17 protein-coding genes are annotated in these 15,301 nt (G+C 54.2%); 10 read left to right on the top strand and 7 right to left on the bottom strand.

The window, feature by feature from the left end:
* The first annotated feature begins 89 nt into the window (after nucleotides 1–89).
* Entirely contained in the window at nucleotides 90–569 is a 480-nt protein-coding gene (locus DY252_RS02075; protein ID WP_231959642.1) for a putative pterin-binding protein, read from the top strand.
* A complete protein-coding gene (locus DY252_RS02080; protein WP_231959641.1) occupies nucleotides 556–2,076 on the top strand; it encodes a sensor histidine kinase in 1,521 nt (506 codons plus the stop codon). Before DY252_RS02075 ends, DY252_RS02080 begins: the two co-directional genes overlap by 14 nt.
* Before the next feature lie 31 nt (nucleotides 2,077–2,107).
* On the opposite strand, the gene DY252_RS02085 is transcribed toward DY252_RS02080, so the two are convergent.
* The 4 genes from DY252_RS02085 to DY252_RS02100 all read right to left on the bottom strand — a co-directional run bounded on the left by DY252_RS02085 (nucleotide 2,108) and on the right by DY252_RS02100 (nucleotide 5,199).
* Nucleotides 2,108–3,343, bottom strand: a complete 1,236-nt coding sequence (locus tag DY252_RS02085) for a response regulator (RefSeq protein WP_082923361.1) — start codon at nucleotides 3,341–3,343, stop codon at nucleotides 2,108–2,110.
* A gap of 15 nt (nucleotides 3,344–3,358) precedes the next feature.
* The gene (locus DY252_RS02090; RefSeq protein WP_008888653.1) at nucleotides 3,359–3,832 is read right to left on the bottom strand and encodes a response regulator; all 474 of its coding nucleotides are present in this window, start codon (nucleotides 3,830–3,832) and stop codon (nucleotides 3,359–3,361) included.
* A gap of 158 nt (nucleotides 3,833–3,990) precedes the next feature.
* Nucleotides 3,991–4,458 (bottom strand): DoxX family protein, encoded by a 468-nt coding sequence (locus DY252_RS02095; protein ID WP_064787847.1) that lies wholly within the window; start codon nucleotides 4,456–4,458, stop codon nucleotides 3,991–3,993.
* A gap of 39 nt (nucleotides 4,459–4,497) precedes the next feature.
* Complete coding sequence (locus DY252_RS02100) at nucleotides 4,498–5,199, bottom strand: pirin family protein (RefSeq protein ID WP_064787846.1); 702 nt, start codon at nucleotides 5,197–5,199, stop codon at nucleotides 4,498–4,500.
* 141 nt (nucleotides 5,200–5,340) lie between these two features.
* Between DY252_RS02100 and DY252_RS02105 the strand changes: the two genes are divergently transcribed.
* Together DY252_RS02105 and DY252_RS02110 are read left to right on the top strand one after the other, a co-directional pair.
* Nucleotides 5,341–6,252 (top strand): LysR family transcriptional regulator, encoded by a 912-nt coding sequence (locus DY252_RS02105; protein ID WP_064787845.1) that lies wholly within the window; start codon nucleotides 5,341–5,343, stop codon nucleotides 6,250–6,252.
* Between the two features lie 105 nt (nucleotides 6,253–6,357).
* A complete protein-coding gene (locus tag DY252_RS02110; RefSeq protein WP_064787844.1) occupies nucleotides 6,358–7,158 on the top strand; it encodes a CbiX/SirB N-terminal domain-containing protein in 801 nt (266 codons plus the stop codon).
* 9 nt (nucleotides 7,159–7,167) lie between these two features.
* On the opposite strand, the gene DY252_RS02115 is transcribed toward DY252_RS02110, so the two are convergent.
* Together DY252_RS02115 and DY252_RS21975 are read right to left on the bottom strand one after the other, a co-directional pair.
* Nucleotides 7,168–8,100 carry a LysR family transcriptional regulator gene (locus DY252_RS02115; RefSeq protein ID WP_064780154.1) on the bottom strand — a complete coding sequence of 311 codons (933 nt, stop codon included), beginning with the start codon at nucleotides 8,098–8,100 and terminating at the stop codon, nucleotides 7,168–7,170.
* Between the two features lie 103 nt (nucleotides 8,101–8,203).
* The gene (locus DY252_RS21975; protein ID WP_156518938.1) at nucleotides 8,204–8,380 is read right to left on the bottom strand and encodes a hypothetical protein; all 177 of its coding nucleotides are present in this window, start codon (nucleotides 8,378–8,380) and stop codon (nucleotides 8,204–8,206) included.
* 311 nt (nucleotides 8,381–8,691) lie between these two features.
* Here DY252_RS21975 and DY252_RS02120 point away from each other — a divergent pair, with 311 nt between their 5' ends.
* Entirely contained in the window at nucleotides 8,692–9,141 is a 450-nt protein-coding gene (locus DY252_RS02120; RefSeq protein ID WP_082923360.1) for a PaaI family thioesterase, read from the top strand.
* A gap of 54 nt (nucleotides 9,142–9,195) precedes the next feature.
* Here DY252_RS02120 and DY252_RS02125 read toward each other — a convergent pair whose 3' ends face one another.
* On the bottom strand, nucleotides 9,196–9,954 hold the full coding sequence (locus DY252_RS02125; RefSeq protein WP_064787843.1) for a GntR family transcriptional regulator: 759 nt from the start codon (nucleotides 9,952–9,954) through the stop codon (nucleotides 9,196–9,198).
* A 307-nt stretch (nucleotides 9,955–10,261) separates the two neighbouring features.
* On the opposite strand from DY252_RS02125, the gene DY252_RS02130 reads away from it, so the two are divergent.
* The 5 genes from DY252_RS02130 to DY252_RS02150 all read left to right on the top strand — a co-directional run bounded on the left by DY252_RS02130 (nucleotide 10,262) and on the right by DY252_RS02150 (nucleotide 15,299).
* Nucleotides 10,262–11,347 (top strand): ABC transporter ATP-binding protein, encoded by a 1,086-nt coding sequence (locus DY252_RS02130; protein ID WP_008888645.1) that lies wholly within the window; start codon nucleotides 10,262–10,264, stop codon nucleotides 11,345–11,347.
* Between the two features lie 36 nt (nucleotides 11,348–11,383).
* A complete protein-coding gene (locus DY252_RS02135) occupies nucleotides 11,384–12,700 on the top strand; it encodes an ABC transporter substrate-binding protein (protein ID WP_064787842.1) in 1,317 nt (438 codons plus the stop codon).
* 147 nt (nucleotides 12,701–12,847) lie between these two features.
* A complete protein-coding gene (locus tag DY252_RS02140; RefSeq protein ID WP_064787841.1) occupies nucleotides 12,848–13,705 on the top strand; it encodes an ABC transporter permease in 858 nt (285 codons plus the stop codon).
* Between the two features lie 2 nt (nucleotides 13,706–13,707).
* Nucleotides 13,708–14,544, top strand: a complete 837-nt coding sequence (locus DY252_RS02145) for an ABC transporter permease (protein ID WP_008888642.1) — start codon at nucleotides 13,708–13,710, stop codon at nucleotides 14,542–14,544.
* Complete coding sequence (locus DY252_RS02150; RefSeq protein ID WP_064787840.1) at nucleotides 14,541–15,299, top strand: aspartate/glutamate racemase family protein; 759 nt, start codon at nucleotides 14,541–14,543, stop codon at nucleotides 15,297–15,299. The genes DY252_RS02145 and DY252_RS02150 overlap by 4 nt, the downstream gene beginning before the upstream one ends.
* The last annotated feature ends 2 nt before the right edge of the window (nucleotides 15,300–15,301 follow it).

Here is a 15,301-nt window from a genome sequence, read left to right on the forward strand (position 1 = left end):
TTGATATCGCGTCAAAATTCCCGGTACAGGCATTGAAAAACAATTGCTGGCAACCACTGTTTATAATCGTGTGATGGAGCATGAAAAGAATGATGAAAAGCGCCCTTAAACTGTTTGCGATGGTGATCGCACTGATTGGATTTCATGTCGCCCCGTCTTTGGCGGGTGGCACATTGTCGATGACCAGGGTTGATGGCGAAACTGTCCATGTTTCGCTTGAGGAACTGATGGAGCTGCAGGCCACCGAGATCAATACCTCGACCCAGTGGACTGACGGAGTACAGAAGTTCCGTGGTGTTGCCTTCGATACCTTGTTTGACACCTATGGTCTGACAGCGGAAACCGTGCGTGTTTCAGCACTCAACGACTATAACGTAATGGTGCCTGCGGATGTTCTGCGCAATGATGGTGCCATTCTGGCCTATCACCTCAATGATGCCGAAATGTCGGTGCGCGAAAAGGGACCATTCTGGGTCATCTTCCCCTATGACGCCGACGAGCGGTTTCAGTCTGATACCTATTGGTCTTATTCCGTCTGGCAGGTAAAGTCTGTTGATGCAGCAAATTAAGTCATTCCTGTTCAAGCAGTCAGGCAGGGCCATGTTTATCGCATTGGTCCTGTTTGTCGTGCTTTACGGATTTCTGTCGACTGAGATTGTCCGCCAGCTTGACGACGAGCGGTTCAAGTACCGCGAAAATTTCGTTTGGGCGGTGTTTCAGGTGCAACGTCAGTTTCTTGTCGTGCAGCGTGACATCGAGGCTGCAATCGGCCGGATTGGTTTGTCTGAGGATGTGGTCGATCGCGTCCTGCTGGAATATGAAATTCTGGTCAGCCGTGTCTACCTGCTGCGTGATGGCGATGGGTTCGAGGTGCTGTTTACGGTGCCGGAAGTCGCCGAAACAATCAAACAGCTTGAACTTCAGATCGACAAGATCGACGCGGCGTTGGCGACCATCACCGATCCTGAGGAAAAGCTGAGCGCGTTGTATCGCTTGCTTGAGCCGATGAACGACTCTTTGCAACAGGCGGTGGTACGAACAACAAACTTTGTTTCGGTTTACAACGCCAACAATATCTCGGTCGTGAAAACCGATATTCAGATACTGTCCTATCTGTTTTTCGTCGGTGTGGTTGTCATGGCAGTGCTGGGTACTTTCATGATCCGCCAGCGCCAGAAAATCTTTGCCGCCGATATGGCCGCCCAAAAAGCGCGCCAGGAACAGGAAGTGATCGAGGAAGCCGCCGATTACGCCAAGATGCATGCGCTTGGCACCTTGGCCGGCGGGGTTGCGCACGAAATCAACACGCCGGCACAATATATCCAGAACAATCTTGAATTCTTGTCCGATAGCTTCGCCGATCTGGTTGGCGCGATTGACCGCAAGAATCCCGATGAACCGGCACGGCTTAATCTTGATAAAGACAAGATCGACTTCATCATCGAAGAAGTCCCGATGGCGATTGACGAGAGCATTCAGGGCCTGAACCGGATTGCCGAGATTGTCCGTGGTATTCGCAAATTTGCCCATCCGACGACCGATGCCGTGGAGCCGATTTCGATTGCCGAGGAAATCGATACCGCCGTTACCCTGACGCGCAACCAGGTCAAACATATCGCCGACCTGGAAGTTGTCATGCAGTCGGATGTCACCGAAGTCAGCGGGCGCAGAAACCACTTGTCGCAAGCACTGATCAACCTGATCGTCAATGCGTCACAAGCCATCCGTGAAACAGGTCAGCGCCGCGGGCGCATCGATCTTTTGGTGACGTCTGATGATGACAATGTCTATATCCGGTTGCGTGATAATGGCGCGGGTGTTCCCGAAAATATCCGGGAACGCATCTTTGATTACTTCTTCACCACCAAGGAACGGGGTGTTGGAACTGGTCAGGGATTGCCGATCTGTCGCAAACTTATTCAGGATGATTTCAACGGGAATCTGACCTTGTCCGCGGATTATACCGACGGGGCGGAATTTGTGATCCGGTTGCCGAAACCCGATCAAAACGCCGCCACTGACACCAATGCGGATCTCCTTGAAGGGCCAAGTGACCTTAATAGTTTGCTTCGATAATCAGGCAGGTTTTTGATCAGAAGGCCGTGTTTCAGAAATTTTGAGGCTTGGTTGATTCGAGCGGGACGTGCTTGCCAATGCAGGCGCGTTCCCAAACCTGCCAATCAGCCGCAGCACCGCATCGGGTGATAAATCCACGCGCGAGGTCATATTTTTCTGCGCGTGTCACACCATCAACACCTGCCTTGCGCGCAAAATGTTGTGCCGCATAGACAATCAGCAAGCTTTCCGACCTGTCGGTTGGTGCGGATTCCGGACGATGATGAAACGCGATGTTTTCAATGATCTGATGGGAAAAACCCCAGCAGGCACACAGGCACGCTGATACAGCCGGATGAGCAAAGCCCATTTCACTGATTTCAGCTGATATGATGTCGCAATTATCCACATCTGCACGATGGCGGCTGGCTGCATGTTTTTCAGGTACAACGCGAGCAGTGAAAATATCGCCGATGTGACACAGAAGAGCAGCGGCACGGATCTGATCGACAGATTCCGGTTCAAGGTTGCGAAGTCGTGCGATCTCGGCCGCCATCTGACCCAGGACGAGGGGACGATGAAGGTCGACACTGATCCGCTCGCCATCAAACTGGCTGGGTTGTCCCAGTTCGCACCACAGCACGCACAATGCTTTGATGGTCTCAATACCCAAGATTTTAAGAAGCTTGATGAAGTCAGGATGACTGTCCGCGGGTATGAGTTGCTCACGCAGGGCAAGCTCATGGACAAGGTTTGTTAACGCCGGGTGATCGTTCGCGAAATCAGTAAGTTCGGCATGACTACTGGGACCGCTGAATTGCAGTATGGAATGCAGGCGACGAAAGGTTATTGGCCACATCAGATCGCCCGGAACGATGGAAAGCAATTCAACCAGATACGGGTCGCGCAGATATTTGTTCATGATCAGGCCGCGCTCGGCAACGTGGATGATGTCGCTATCGGTGCAGGGTTTGGCCAAAAAATGATGGGTGGCGGCAGCACCATTCTGAATGGCGATTTCATCGGCATAGCCGGACAACAGAATGCGCGATGTCTGCGGCCAGCGTGTTGCAACGATTCGAAGGAACTCCGCCCCGTCCATGGACGGCATGCGCATGTCGGAAATGACGACGTCTGCAGGCTGTTCTTCCAGTCCGATCAACGCCTGTTCCGCACCTTCGTAAAAGCGCATCTTCCAGTTCGGACGCATTGATAGCATACGCCGCCGTAAACCTCTGAGAACGTTGAGGTCATCATCAACAAATATGATCGAGGCATTATGCGGCATTGCTTGTATGGCTCTCTAAGCGATTGCTGCAGACAGGCTGGCGGCATCACAGGGTTTGCTCAGAACGAAGGTCGCGCCGACAGATTTGGCTTCTTCATTGACCTTGGCGTCATAGAAACCGGTCAACATGATTTTGCGTGTACCTTCGGCATTCTTGATCTCACGGCGCTCGATCTCATAGAGCAATTCGATGCCTGACATTCCGGGCATCATATAATCAAGAATTACCACGTCATAAGGCGTTTGTTTGCGGCCCGCCTGGGCCAACATCTGCAACGCGATTTCGCCGTTTTCAGCGACGTCTATGTGCGTAGCACCGGCACTGCGCAGGACACGGCGAACGGAGAAGCGTACTTCGATACTGTCATCGACCAGCAAGAAACGCTTTTCGGCATTCGGCTTGCGGTATGCATTATCCCCTTTGCACCGGCGCAGTCCGTCGGCGATTTCGATATCATTCTGACTGTTTCTGGGCGACGCGATGTTCATGGCTTCGTTCCGGATCACTTTGCAATGGTTGGATCTGTAGCTTGATCGCCATTTTCGTCATTTTCCGGTGCGCGCAATATCCCCATTTGGGGAGCAAACGAAAAACGGGCTGCACTTATGGCAGCCCGTTGAAAATACGCACGAATTTGGCGGTATGATCAGAATTCACGGCCGATCTTGTGATCGACAGAGAATTTTCCCCCGCCCTGAATAAGCACGGACAGCGCAAGAAGTCCCCACATCAGCGGCATTTCAAAACCACCTTCGTTCCAGAAATAACCAGCTGGAAGATGGGTTGAAACAGCGATCGCCATGAAGACAAGAACTGCTGCTGCCACCGGACGGGTCAAAAGGCCAATCGTCAGCAACAGGCCGCCGACAAATTCCAGAAGGCCGATGGCGAGGGCAAACAGGAAGCCCGGAACAAAGCCGATGCTTTCCAGCCAGCCTGCGGTTCCTTCGAGGCCATAACCACCAAAGGCATCAAACAGTTTCTGGGCACCGTGCGGGACCAACAGAAGGCCGGTGGTCACACGGACGATGACAGGCGAAGGCGGTTGCAGGGATGACCATACATTGCCAAGGGCAGGGATGATCGAACGGGTGTTTGCGTTATACGAAGTCATGGTCGTTCTCCTAACCATGGGGCACGCGGGTTTCGCGCTTCAGGCCGCCATGTCAAAAACAAGGGCTTCGGCGTTGTCCGCGTCCGAGAAGACAAGTTCGTCTTCATCCTTGATCGCAGCGCCATCACCGGCATTAAGGGTTTTACCGTTTACCGTCAGGCTGCCGCGCGCGACCTGTACCCAGGCAATGCGGCCTTTGTCGATCTTGTGCTGGGCACTTTCGCCATCACTGAGATGGGCGACATAAAGATCGACATTCTGATGAATGGTGATCGAGTCTTCGCGGCCATCGCGGCTGCCGATCAGGGTCAGGCCGGAACCGGTATTGCGGCGTGCGATTTCCTTTTCCTCGTAACCTGGTTCCAGACCGGCCGCTTCGGGGATAATCCAGATTTGCAGGAAATGCACCGGATCGGTTTTGGAATGGTTGTATTCCGAATGGCGGATACCGGTCCCGGCGGTCATGCGTTGCAGGCGGCCCGGACGGATAACTGATCCGGTGCCGATGCTGTCCTTGTGTTCAAGGGCACCATCAAGAACATAGGAAATGATTTCCATATCCTTGTGACCGTGGGTGTCAAAACCGGCACCGGGAATAACCCGGTCTTCGTTGATTACGCGAAGCGGCCCCCAACCCATGCGGTTCGGATCATAGTAGTGCCCGAACGAGAATGTGTGATTGGAATCAAGCCAGCCAAACTGGGCACGGCCGCGGGTATCTGCATCAACTTTAATAAGCATCTTCTACCTCCATGAGGTTGTCTGTTGTTGAAGACAGAATACCCTTTCCAACTGAGGAGACAATTCGTGTAATTATCGCCATTGTGTTGCATATTATGCGACAATCTGAACCGACCGGGGCGATAAACAGGAAGACGCACCATGGACAAGCTGGCCAGCCTCAAGAGTTTCGTGCGCGTGGTGGAAGAAGGAAGCTTTGCCTCTGCCGCGCGTGCGATCGGACAATCACGTTCGCAGGTCAACCGCGCGGTGGCGGCACTTGAAGACGATCTTGGCGTTCAGTTGCTGAACCGGACAACGCGCAAAGTGTCGGTCACGCCAAGCGGACAGGCCTTTTATCAGCGGGCGAAAGCCATTCTGTCCGATCTGGGGGACGCAGAAGACTCCATCCGCGAACATCGCGATCATCCTTCCGGGGATATTCGGATCAATGCGCCAATGTCTTTTGGCACATTGCATCTCGGGCCGGCATTGGTCGATTTTGCCCGGACCTATCCCGATATCCGGGTCGAACTGTCGCTTGATGATCACTTTATTGATCCGGTGGCAGACGGGTTTGACATGACGGTGCGTATCAGCCGCCCGACCGAAACCCTTGCCCTGATCGATCATAAAATCGTGCCGATGCGTCGCGTGCTGTGTGCGTCGCCCGAGTTTACTCGAACGCATGGGGAACCGGACGACATTCGTGATCTGGCGCGGTTGCCTTGTCTGCATTACGGCAATCTGCCGTCCGGAGCACGCTGGAAAATGACCGGTCCGGACGGGCCAGTGGCGGTACAGGTCAATGGCGTGTTTTGCTGCAACAACGCGGAAGTGTTGCGTGATGCGGCCCTTGCCGGGCTGGGTATTGCCGAATTACCGACATTTATTGCCGGGCCGGAATTGCAGACCGGGCGATTGGTCAGTGTCCTTTGCGATTATGCGCCGGGTCCTTTGTCCTTGTATCTTTTGTATCCGCCCAGCCGTCAGCTTGCTGTGCGTGTCAGGTTGCTGGTTGAATTCATCCAGGACCGCTTTGGCGATCAGCCGCGATGGGATCTGGTGCAATGAAATTTTCGCGCCAAAACAGGGGTTTTTACCTGTCTGGCGATCCAGATGGTTGCATGATGCGTATAGCAAACTACGCTTTAGACAATGCAGACTATGGTGAGATGCATGCCACATTTCGAAATGCCGACACTCATGATGGTGTCCCATGGCAACAGCGGTAATGGCGGTGATCCGGCAGGGGACCTTGCGCGGACAATTGCACCTGACTGGAATGGCCGTGTCAGCCACGGTTACATGCGAAGCCGACCTTCTGTCAGCGACCAGCTAGAAATTCTAAAGCAAACGGCTGATGCCAATCGTCTGATTGTTTTCCCGCTATTCTTCAGTGAAGGCTATCTGGTGTTTGAAGAGCTGCCAGCCAAATTGCATGAGGCGGGGCTCGGCGATGCTGTCATCCTGCCACCGGCCATCAACCTTCCGGGTTTTTGTGAAATGATCGCTGCGCATGTTCATGCATCAGTACGAAATCGTGGCTGGAGCCTTTCTGAAACATCTGTCTTTCTTGTTCCGCACGGCTTGAAAACCCTGACCGATCCGCTTCCCGAAACAGTCCGGCTTGCGGATCGTCTGGGGCGGATTTGCGTTGGTGCGGAAATCTGCATTGGCAATATCGAAGGATCGCCATCGCTTGGCGATTGGCGCGACATCGCCGCCCACAGACAGGCGATTATTGTGCCTATGCTTGCCGGCGGCGGAACGCATGCGCGCGAAGATCTGCCTGAACTACTTGATGTTAAATCAGATGAACGTGTCGAGGTGCTGGCACCGATCGGTCAGTGGCCTGAACTGCCCGGTCTTGTTCTGGCAGAAGCCGAACGTCATGTAGCGCGTTTTGGCGGCATGGCAGTGCCCTTGGGGCCGAGTGGACAGGACCTTTGGGCGGAACGCGCACAGCGTTCTGCCTGACTAGCGGGATCAGCCCAAAACCGGTTTGAACTGTGTTTCCGCCGATTTGCGCAGAAGATAATCGCGGAATAATCGCGCGGCACTGGTCAGATTGGCGTTGCCTTCGTGGGCAATCAGCAATTGGCGTTTGGCCCAGTCATCGGCAATCGGCGCGCCAGCGATGTTCATATGCCCGATATAGCCCGCGACCGAGCTTTTGCGCAGGAACCCAATCCCAAGGCCCGCCGCAATCATTTGTCGCAATGAGCCAAATCGTACGACCTTGATATGCGGATGCATGTCGAGTTTGATTTTGGATGCGGCCTCGGAAATCAGATCATCAATCACACCGCCTTCATGCAGTGAGATAATGTCGTATTTGGCCGCTTCGGAAAATTTCACCGGTTTTGGATTATCGGCATTGGGGATCAACGGATGCCCCTTGGGGGTTACAACCCAGATCGGATCATCACAGAACACATCATGGGACAGATCGCCAAGCGGGCTGTTATCGGCCAGAATTGCCAGATCAGCGCGGCCTTCACGGACGGCCTCGGCACTTTCGCGCGACGTCAGTTCACGGACATCGACTGTGATGTGGGGGAAATCGCGTTCAAAATCGGCCAAGAACGATGGCAGGCCGGTCAAAATCGCCGAAGTGACCGCAGCAAGATAAATCTTGCCCTTTTCACCGGCGTTGAAATCGCGCAGTTCGTTGGAAAGATGGTTCAGATCGCCCAGAAGCTTTTCGCCATAGCGGGCAAAGATCGTGCCTTCTTCGGTCGGTTCGACCCCGCGTGGCAGACGGCGCAAAAGCTTGACGCCCAACATGGCTTCAAGTTCGCCAATGCGGCGCGAAACTGCCGAAGTCGCGATATGTTCGCGCCGGGCGGCTTCATTGATGCTTCCGGCGCGCACGATGGCGACAAAAAGCCGGATGGTCACGATATCAAACTTTTGCATGGAACCGTTGTCGGTGGTTCAACCCGAAGCGTCAAGCAGTTTGAGGGTGCGATGATGTAAGGACCGTCGCACCATCCTCAAACGATACGGAAAGGCGGGTGCCTTAACCTTCAACCTGACGCCATGCCTTGTTCCAATCCGCAGTCAGTTCTGCGTGGTTTTTGGCCTGGGATGCTTTCATGATCACGGCAACCTGAAGGGCACGAACAAAGCTGGTGAACCAACCGATACGGACTTCGCGTTCTATGCTGGTGGTGTCTTTGTAAGCAATCGTCGTCATGGCTTTGATCCTTGTAGAACCGTTTGTGTCTGGGGTGACTACAGATATATCGACAGCCGGTTCGGACGACTATTCTCGTTTCACCGCTATCCCGTTCTTGGTTGGAGAACGGTGTGGTTATCGCATTGAAATAAAAACATTATTTCATGTTGCATCGCCTAACATTGATTAAGGGGTGCGGTTTTCAGCCGGTTTTACGCTGTGTTGGGAGCTGTCTCGGGGCCGGCCAAGGCATGCGACTCATCGCGGTTTTCGGCGCTCAGCGATTTCTGCTATAGCTTGGGGAGTTTTACGACAGGGATGGTTTATACATGACCGGCACGCACGATAATCTGGCCTATGAACAGGCCCATGGCAGCGGATTGCAGGATCATCTTGGCTATCGCCTTGTCGAATGGGCCGAAGATCACGCGGTGGTCCAACTTGATGTGCAAAACCATCACTGCAACCGCGCTGGGATTCTGCATGGTGGCGTGCTGACAACCCTGATGGATACAGCGTCTGGCTATGCTGTATGTTTCTGTCCTGTGCCGGGTAATGTGCGCAAATCCCTGACCCTGTCATTGACCACCAATTTCCTTGGGATGGCGAGGGATGGTTTGGTCCGGGTTGTTGCCCGCAAGCAGGGCGGCGGACGCAAGGTGGTGTTTACCGAGGCAACTGCCTTTGACGCGGATGGCAATGTGATTGGCACATCAACGGGCACGTTCAAATATCACCGCGGTAGCGAGGATCCGAGCGGGGTTCCGCGTGATGCTTGAACGGAATATGCGCGCTAAGCGCATGGCGGTCGTTACCGGAACTCGTCAGGAGGATTAGCTGGCTTCCGAGGTCGGGATGCGGCCAAAGATGCTGGCAAAATCGGTTTTGCCCGGTTTGGGGCGCTGCAATTGCAGGCGATCGCGGATGGCATCAAGGTGGCGTGACATTTCAGCCGCCGCGACATCGGGATCGCCACTAAGCAGGGCATTGAGCAGCTGGTCATGTTCCGTGTGGGAGCAATCGACCGGTTGCGGGCTTTCATACATGGCAATAATCAGCGACGTGCGCAGGATCAGGCGTTCAAGGAATTCCTCGATCACCAGATTGCCGCTAAGCCGTGCCAGCAACAGGTGGAATTCACCCGATAAAATGATGGCAGCCCGATGATCCCCGCGATGATGGGCGTCATGTTCGCGATCCAGATGCGCCTTGATCTGTTCGGCGCGTTCCGGGGTCATGCTGGTGGCGACCTTGCGCGCAACGCCATCTTCGATCATGCGGCGCGCGGAAAAGACTTCGATGGCTTCGTCAATGGTCGGTTCAGCGACAAAGGCGCCGCGATTGGGCACCAGATTGATCAGCTTGTCATGGGCGAGCTGCAGGAAAGTTGCACGGATGCGCGCACGGCTGACCCCGAAGGTTTTGGCAAGATCTTCCTCGATGAGCTTCATGCCCGGCTCCAGACGGCGATCCAGGATCGCGTCGAGCATCTCATGATAGATCATTTCCTCCGGGCGCAGCTTTTCGCTGCCTTTATAGCTGCTATAGCTGCCGGTCTGTTCGGCCTTGGCCATCGTGACGATACTTTCCATCGTTCATGTTCATTTGGTGGTTCTTTATTTCTACAAAATTGTTGACGATTTGAACAACATAAAATGGTTCTTTATTTCCCGTGCAGGGATGAAGATGATTATAATTTTCGCACATAAAGCACGGTGATTAATAAATATGCATAAAGTGGACATAAAACGGGCAAAATGAGGAGCATAACAAACGCGCCAGTTTTGACAGTTTGGTGGGACTCGTTGAAAAACTGCCAATGAAATCAAGTGGCACGCATCTTGCCTTAGATCGCTGACATGATTGTTAACAATTTTGCATGCAGCGACGGGTGAGCGGATGACGGGCAACGGGGCCATTGAATTGATTGCTGTCAGTAAATTCTACGGCAGCACACAGGCAGTGAAATCGATTGATCTGCAAATTCCGGCAGGGGCGTATTGCTGTTTGATTGGTCCGTCGGGGTGCGGCAAGTCAACCACGCTGCGCATGATTGCCGGTCATGAAGTGATCAGCGAGGGTGATCTTCTGATCGGGGATCGCAATGTGACCGAACTGCCGCCGGTCAAACGCGGCACGGCAATGATGTTTCAGAATTACGCACTTTTCCCGCACATGACCTGTGCGGAGAACGTTGCCTTTGGCCTCAAGATGCAAGGTGTCTCCCCATCGGATCGTAAAGATCGGGCCAAAGAGATGTTGGCCCGGGTCCATATGGAGCAATTTGCAGATCGCAAGCCCGACCAGCTCTCTGGCGGGCAGCAGCAGCGTATTGCATTGGCGCGTTCGCTGATTACCGAGCCATCCGTGCTGTTGCTTGATGAGCCGCTTTCGGCCCTTGATCCGTTCCTGCGGGCGCGCATGCGTGATGAATTGCGCCGCCTTCAGCAGGAACTGGGCATTACATTCGTTCACGTCACCCACGCCCAGGATGAGGCATTGGCCCTTTCGGATATGGTGGTCGTGATGGAAGACGGGATTATTCGCCAGAAAGGCACCCCGCACGAAATCTTCAACCAGCCCAAATCGCGCTTCATCGCAAACTTCATGGGCGGTCAGAACATCTTCAAAGGCACCGTTTCGGAATCCGGTCCGGCAGGCACGTTGCTTGCGCGCGGTCCGGACAGTTTCTTCCTGCCCGGATTTGCCGATGGCAAGGCGGGCGAGGACATCGAATTCACCATTCGTACCGACCTGATCGGTCTGGACGAAACGCCACCAGAAGACAGCAAGAACGGTCAGATCCCTGTCGAAATTACCACGGTCGAATATCTCGGCCTGTGGGTCCGGATTGTCGCAACGACAGCCGACGGCAAGGAAATAACCCTAATGAAGACCGAAAGCGAATTTCGGCAGGCACCGGTCAGGCGACTGGACAAATTCATCGCCTATTGGAAGCCGGAACATGCCCATGTTCTGGCCTGAATGAAATAAACCAACAAGCTATCAGGAGTGCTTCACATGACGATCGAAAAGAAAATTTCGAAGAAAACAATCGAGACGGAAACCGGCGTTTCACGCCGTGGCTTCGTTAAGGGTGCAGCGGTTGTAACCGGTGCGGCTATCGGTTCGGGTGCCTTCACCGGCTTCCCGACCATCTGGGCGCAGAATATCAAGGACGTTACCCTGCGTCAGTTCGGTACTGGTGTTTCGAACATCAACGCCGTTGCGGACAAGGTCAAAGAAGATCTTGGCTTTACCCTGCAGATGACTGCCCTTGATTCGGATGCGGTTGCCCAACGCGCCGTGACCCAGCCGAACTCGTTTGATATTGCCGATATCGAATACTGGATCTGTAAGAAGGTCTTCCCGGCCGGCACCATGCAGCCGATGGATACCACCAAGCTGAAAAACTATCAGTACATCTCCAAGCTGTTCATTGATGGCAAACTGACCCCGGATTCAGAAATCGCGCAAGGTACAGCGCCGCATACGGTTGGCTTCGTTGAAGGTGCCGACAGTGTCGAGTTTGCATCTGCACCGACCCAGTGGATGACCCTGATCCCGACCATTTATAACGCAGATACCCTTGGTATTCGCCCCGACCTGATTGATCGCGAAATCACCAGCTGGGCCGATCTGCTTGATCCGGCATTCAAGGGCAAGGCATCGATCCTGAACATTCCGTCGATTGGTATCATGGATGCGGCGATGGTGTGCGAAGCCATGGGCGAAGTCACCTATGGCGATAAGGGCAACATGACCCAGGAAGAAATCGACAAGACCATCGCGGTCATGATCGATGCCAAGAAAGCCGGTCAGTTCCGCGCCTTCTGGAAGAGCTTCGATGAGTCGGTCAACCTGATGGCATCTGGCGAAGTTGTTATTCAGTCCATGTGGTCGCCGGCCGTTGCCGCGGTCCGTTCCAAAGGCATCGCCTGCAAATACCAGCCGCTTAAGGAAGGGTATCGTGCATGGGGCGGCGGCATCGGTCTTGCCAAGCACCTTTCGGGTCTCGAGCTTGAAGCAGCGTACGAATATATCGACTGGTACCTGTCGGGCTGGGTTGGTGCGTATCTTAACCGTCAGGGTTACTACAGCGCAGCACCGGAAACCGCGAAGAAGTTCATGTCCGAAGACGAGTGGGGCTTCTGGATGGAAGGCAAAGCCGCCGAGGGCGACATCCTTTCCCCGGAAGGCAAGGTCATGGAAAAAGCTGGTGCGGTTCGCGATGGCGGTTCCTACGAAGAGCGTATGGGCTCGGTCGCGTGCTGGAACTCCGTCATGGACGAGAACAAGCACATGGTCCGCAAGTGGAACGAATTCATCGCAGCATAATCTGCGACGGACTTTGGGTGGGCGCGGCTTTGTCCGCGCCCGTCACCCCGACTTTCTGATTTTACGTTTTCAATTTTCCGACAGCATGTCGGGCCCATTTATTCGTTTTTACTTTTTGGTTTTCTGGCAGGGTTTCAAGGACAGAGCATGGCTTCTGATACGTCAAAAAGATCGTCCTATTTCCTGATCTCGCCGATGGCGCTGATCTTTGCGGTGTTTCTTGTCATCCCGCTTCTGACCATTGTTGTGGTCAGTTTCTGGGATTATGACGAATATCGCATCCTGCCGGACTTCATTTTAGAGAACTACAAGTACCTGCTCGGCTCCGCGGTCACCTGGAGCATCTATCTCAACACCCTGAAATACGCCGTTCTGACCTGGGTCTTTACCCTGCTGATCGGGTTTACGGTGGCCTATTTCCTGGCGTTTCATGTGCGCAGTCTGACCTGGCAGATCGTTTTGTTCATGCTGTGCACCATTCCGTTCTGGACGTCGAACATCATTCGCATGATTTCGTGGATCCCTTTCCTTGGGCGTAACGGGCTTTTGAACTCTGCCCTGATCAATCTCGGGATTGTCGATCAGCCGCTTGAATTCCTTCTGTTTTCCGATTTCGCAGTCGTGTTGGCAGATGTCCACCTTTACACCCTGTTCATGGTGGTGCCGATCTTCAATTCCATGATGCGCATCGACCGGTCCTTGATCGAGGCGGCGCGTGATGCCGGGGCCAGCGGGTTCGAGACGTTGAAATCCGTCATCGTTCCGCTGTCCAAACCGGGCATAGCCATCGGGTCGATCTTTGTCATCACGGTGGTGATGGGCGATTTCATCACGGTCCGTTTGATGAGTGGCGGACAGAGTGCCTCGGTCGGTTTGCAGATTTCCAATGAAATCGGACTTCTGCAGTATCCGGCGGCAGCCGCCAGTGCGGTGGTGTTGCTGATCACGGTTTTGCTGATCGTGACCGCGTTGTTGCGTCTTGTTGATATCCGCAAGGAGCTGTGATCATGGCATTACTCACCAAAACCCGTGAACGCCGTCCAACCAGCTTTTATTTCCTTGCGGCATTTTTTGCGCTGTTCGTGCTGTTTCTTTATGGCCCGATGCTGACGATCTTCATTCTGTCCTTCCAGGGGGAGAATGGCGGTTTGACCTTCCCGATGAACGGGTTCTCGTTCCACTGGTTTGGCAATCTGTTTGAACAACAGGCCGTGGGTGATTTTGGTGGATCGTTCAGCAGATCGCTTAAACTTGGCCTGATTGTCATGGTGGTCACGGTTGTCGTGTCCTTCATGGCCGGTCTTGCATTCCGCAAGCGGTTCCGGGGCGACAGCGTGATTTTTTATCTGGCGATTGCCAGCCTGATTGTGCCGTCGATCCTGATTTCGCTGGGCATCGGTTTGCTGTTCAATATCGTTGAATGGCAGCCGCAATGGTTTACCTCGGCCCTTGGTGCGCATCTGACATGGACGTTCCCGTTCGGTCTTCTGATCATGTTTGCGGTGTTTAACCGGTTTGATCCGTCTTATGAGGAAGCCGCGCGCGATCTGGGCGCAAGCAACTGGCAAACCATTCAATATGTTGTTTTGCCAATGGTGGGGCCAAGCCTGATCGGGGTTGCGATGTTCTCGTTCACCCTGTCCTACGACGAATTTGCCCGCACCTTGATGACGGCTGGCGCGCTCAATACCCTGCCGCTTGAGATCTATGGCATGACAACCAACGTCACCACGCCGGTGCTTTATGCACTGGGCACGGTGACCACCGGGTTCTCGTTCCTGGTGATTGCACTGGCATTGGGCACTGTTGCCATCATGCGCCGTCGCAAAGGACAAAAAGCATGAGCCGCATTGCCGTCATTAACCCCAACTTGTCGACCGGCTTTACCAAAAAGGTGGGTGAACAGGCGCGAAGGATTGTTGGGCCGACAACACAGGTTTTAGCGCTCAACCCGACTTTCGGGCCGGATAGTATTGAGGGCTATTACGATGAGGCCTTTGCCAGTGTCGGGTTGCTTTCGGTTATTCGCGAACTTGAGGCTGCACCCGAACAGGAATCTGATCCAATCGGCGGCTATGTGGTTGCGTGCTTTGATGATACCGGGGTGGATGCCGCGCGCTGCCTGACCGGTGCGCCGGTGCTGGGGCTATGCGAGGCGGCATTGCATATGGCGGCCGCCGTGTCATCGCGCTTTGCGATTGTCACCCCGATGCCGGTTTCGGTCCGGCCGCTTGAACATCTGGTGTCGAAATACGGGGCATCATCGCAATGTGTCGTCCGGGCTGCCGGTGTGCGGACGCTGGATTTCGAAGGGGCCAATGCCAAGGCGGCATATACTGCGCTTAAAAAGCAGGCGGAGATTTGCCTTGCTGATGATTATGCCGAGGCGATTGTTCTGGGCTGTGCGGGAATGACCGATATCGCTGATCGCCTGACCGAGGAGCTTGGCGTGCCGGTGATTGACGGGGTCAGTGCCGCGGTTAAGATGATCGAGGCCATGGCGTTTCTGGGGCTTCGTACCAGCAAGGTCGGTGCCTATGCCAAGCCGCCGCTTAAGGCGTACCACGGCATGTTTGCGGACTTTGCGCCGCAGGGCTGACC

The sequence above is a fragment of the Thalassospira indica genome (assembly GCF_003403095.1).
Lineage (GTDB): Bacteria > Pseudomonadota > Alphaproteobacteria > Rhodospirillales > Thalassospiraceae > Thalassospira > Thalassospira indica.

Coding starts and splice junctions, on each gene's coding strand:
- DY252_RS02075 (WP_231959642.1), top strand. CDS start 90: ATGATGAAAAGCGCCCTTAAACTGTTTGCGATGGTGATCGCACTGATT.
- DY252_RS02080 (WP_231959641.1), top strand. CDS start 556: ATGCAGCAAATTAAGTCATTCCTGTTCAAGCAGTCAGGCAGGGCCATG.
- DY252_RS02085 (WP_082923361.1), bottom strand. CDS start 3,343: ATGCCGCATAATGCCTCGATCATATTTGTTGATGATGACCTCAACGTT.
- DY252_RS02090 (WP_008888653.1), bottom strand. CDS start 3,832: ATGAACATCGCGTCGCCCAGAAACAGTCAGAATGATATCGAAATCGCC.
- DY252_RS02095 (WP_064787847.1), bottom strand. CDS start 4,458: ATGACTTCGTATAACGCAAACACCCGTTCGATCATCCCTGCCCTTGGC.
- DY252_RS02100 (WP_064787846.1), bottom strand. CDS start 5,199: ATGCTTATTAAAGTTGATGCAGATACCCGCGGCCGTGCCCAGTTTGGC.
- DY252_RS02105 (WP_064787845.1), top strand. CDS start 5,341: ATGGACAAGCTGGCCAGCCTCAAGAGTTTCGTGCGCGTGGTGGAAGAA.
- DY252_RS02110 (WP_064787844.1), top strand. CDS start 6,358: ATGCCACATTTCGAAATGCCGACACTCATGATGGTGTCCCATGGCAAC.
- DY252_RS02115 (WP_064780154.1), bottom strand. CDS start 8,100: ATGCAAAAGTTTGATATCGTGACCATCCGGCTTTTTGTCGCCATCGTG.
- DY252_RS21975 (WP_156518938.1), bottom strand. CDS start 8,380: ATGACGACGATTGCTTACAAAGACACCACCAGCATAGAACGCGAAGTC.
- DY252_RS02120 (WP_082923360.1), top strand. CDS start 8,692: ATGACCGGCACGCACGATAATCTGGCCTATGAACAGGCCCATGGCAGC.
- DY252_RS02125 (WP_064787843.1), bottom strand. CDS start 9,954: ATGGAAAGTATCGTCACGATGGCCAAGGCCGAACAGACCGGCAGCTAT.
- DY252_RS02130 (WP_008888645.1), top strand. CDS start 10,262: ATGACGGGCAACGGGGCCATTGAATTGATTGCTGTCAGTAAATTCTAC.
- DY252_RS02135 (WP_064787842.1), top strand. CDS start 11,384: ATGACGATCGAAAAGAAAATTTCGAAGAAAACAATCGAGACGGAAACC.
- DY252_RS02140 (WP_064787841.1), top strand. CDS start 12,848: ATGGCTTCTGATACGTCAAAAAGATCGTCCTATTTCCTGATCTCGCCG.
- DY252_RS02145 (WP_008888642.1), top strand. CDS start 13,708: ATGGCATTACTCACCAAAACCCGTGAACGCCGTCCAACCAGCTTTTAT.
- DY252_RS02150 (WP_064787840.1), top strand. CDS start 14,541: ATGAGCCGCATTGCCGTCATTAACCCCAACTTGTCGACCGGCTTTACC.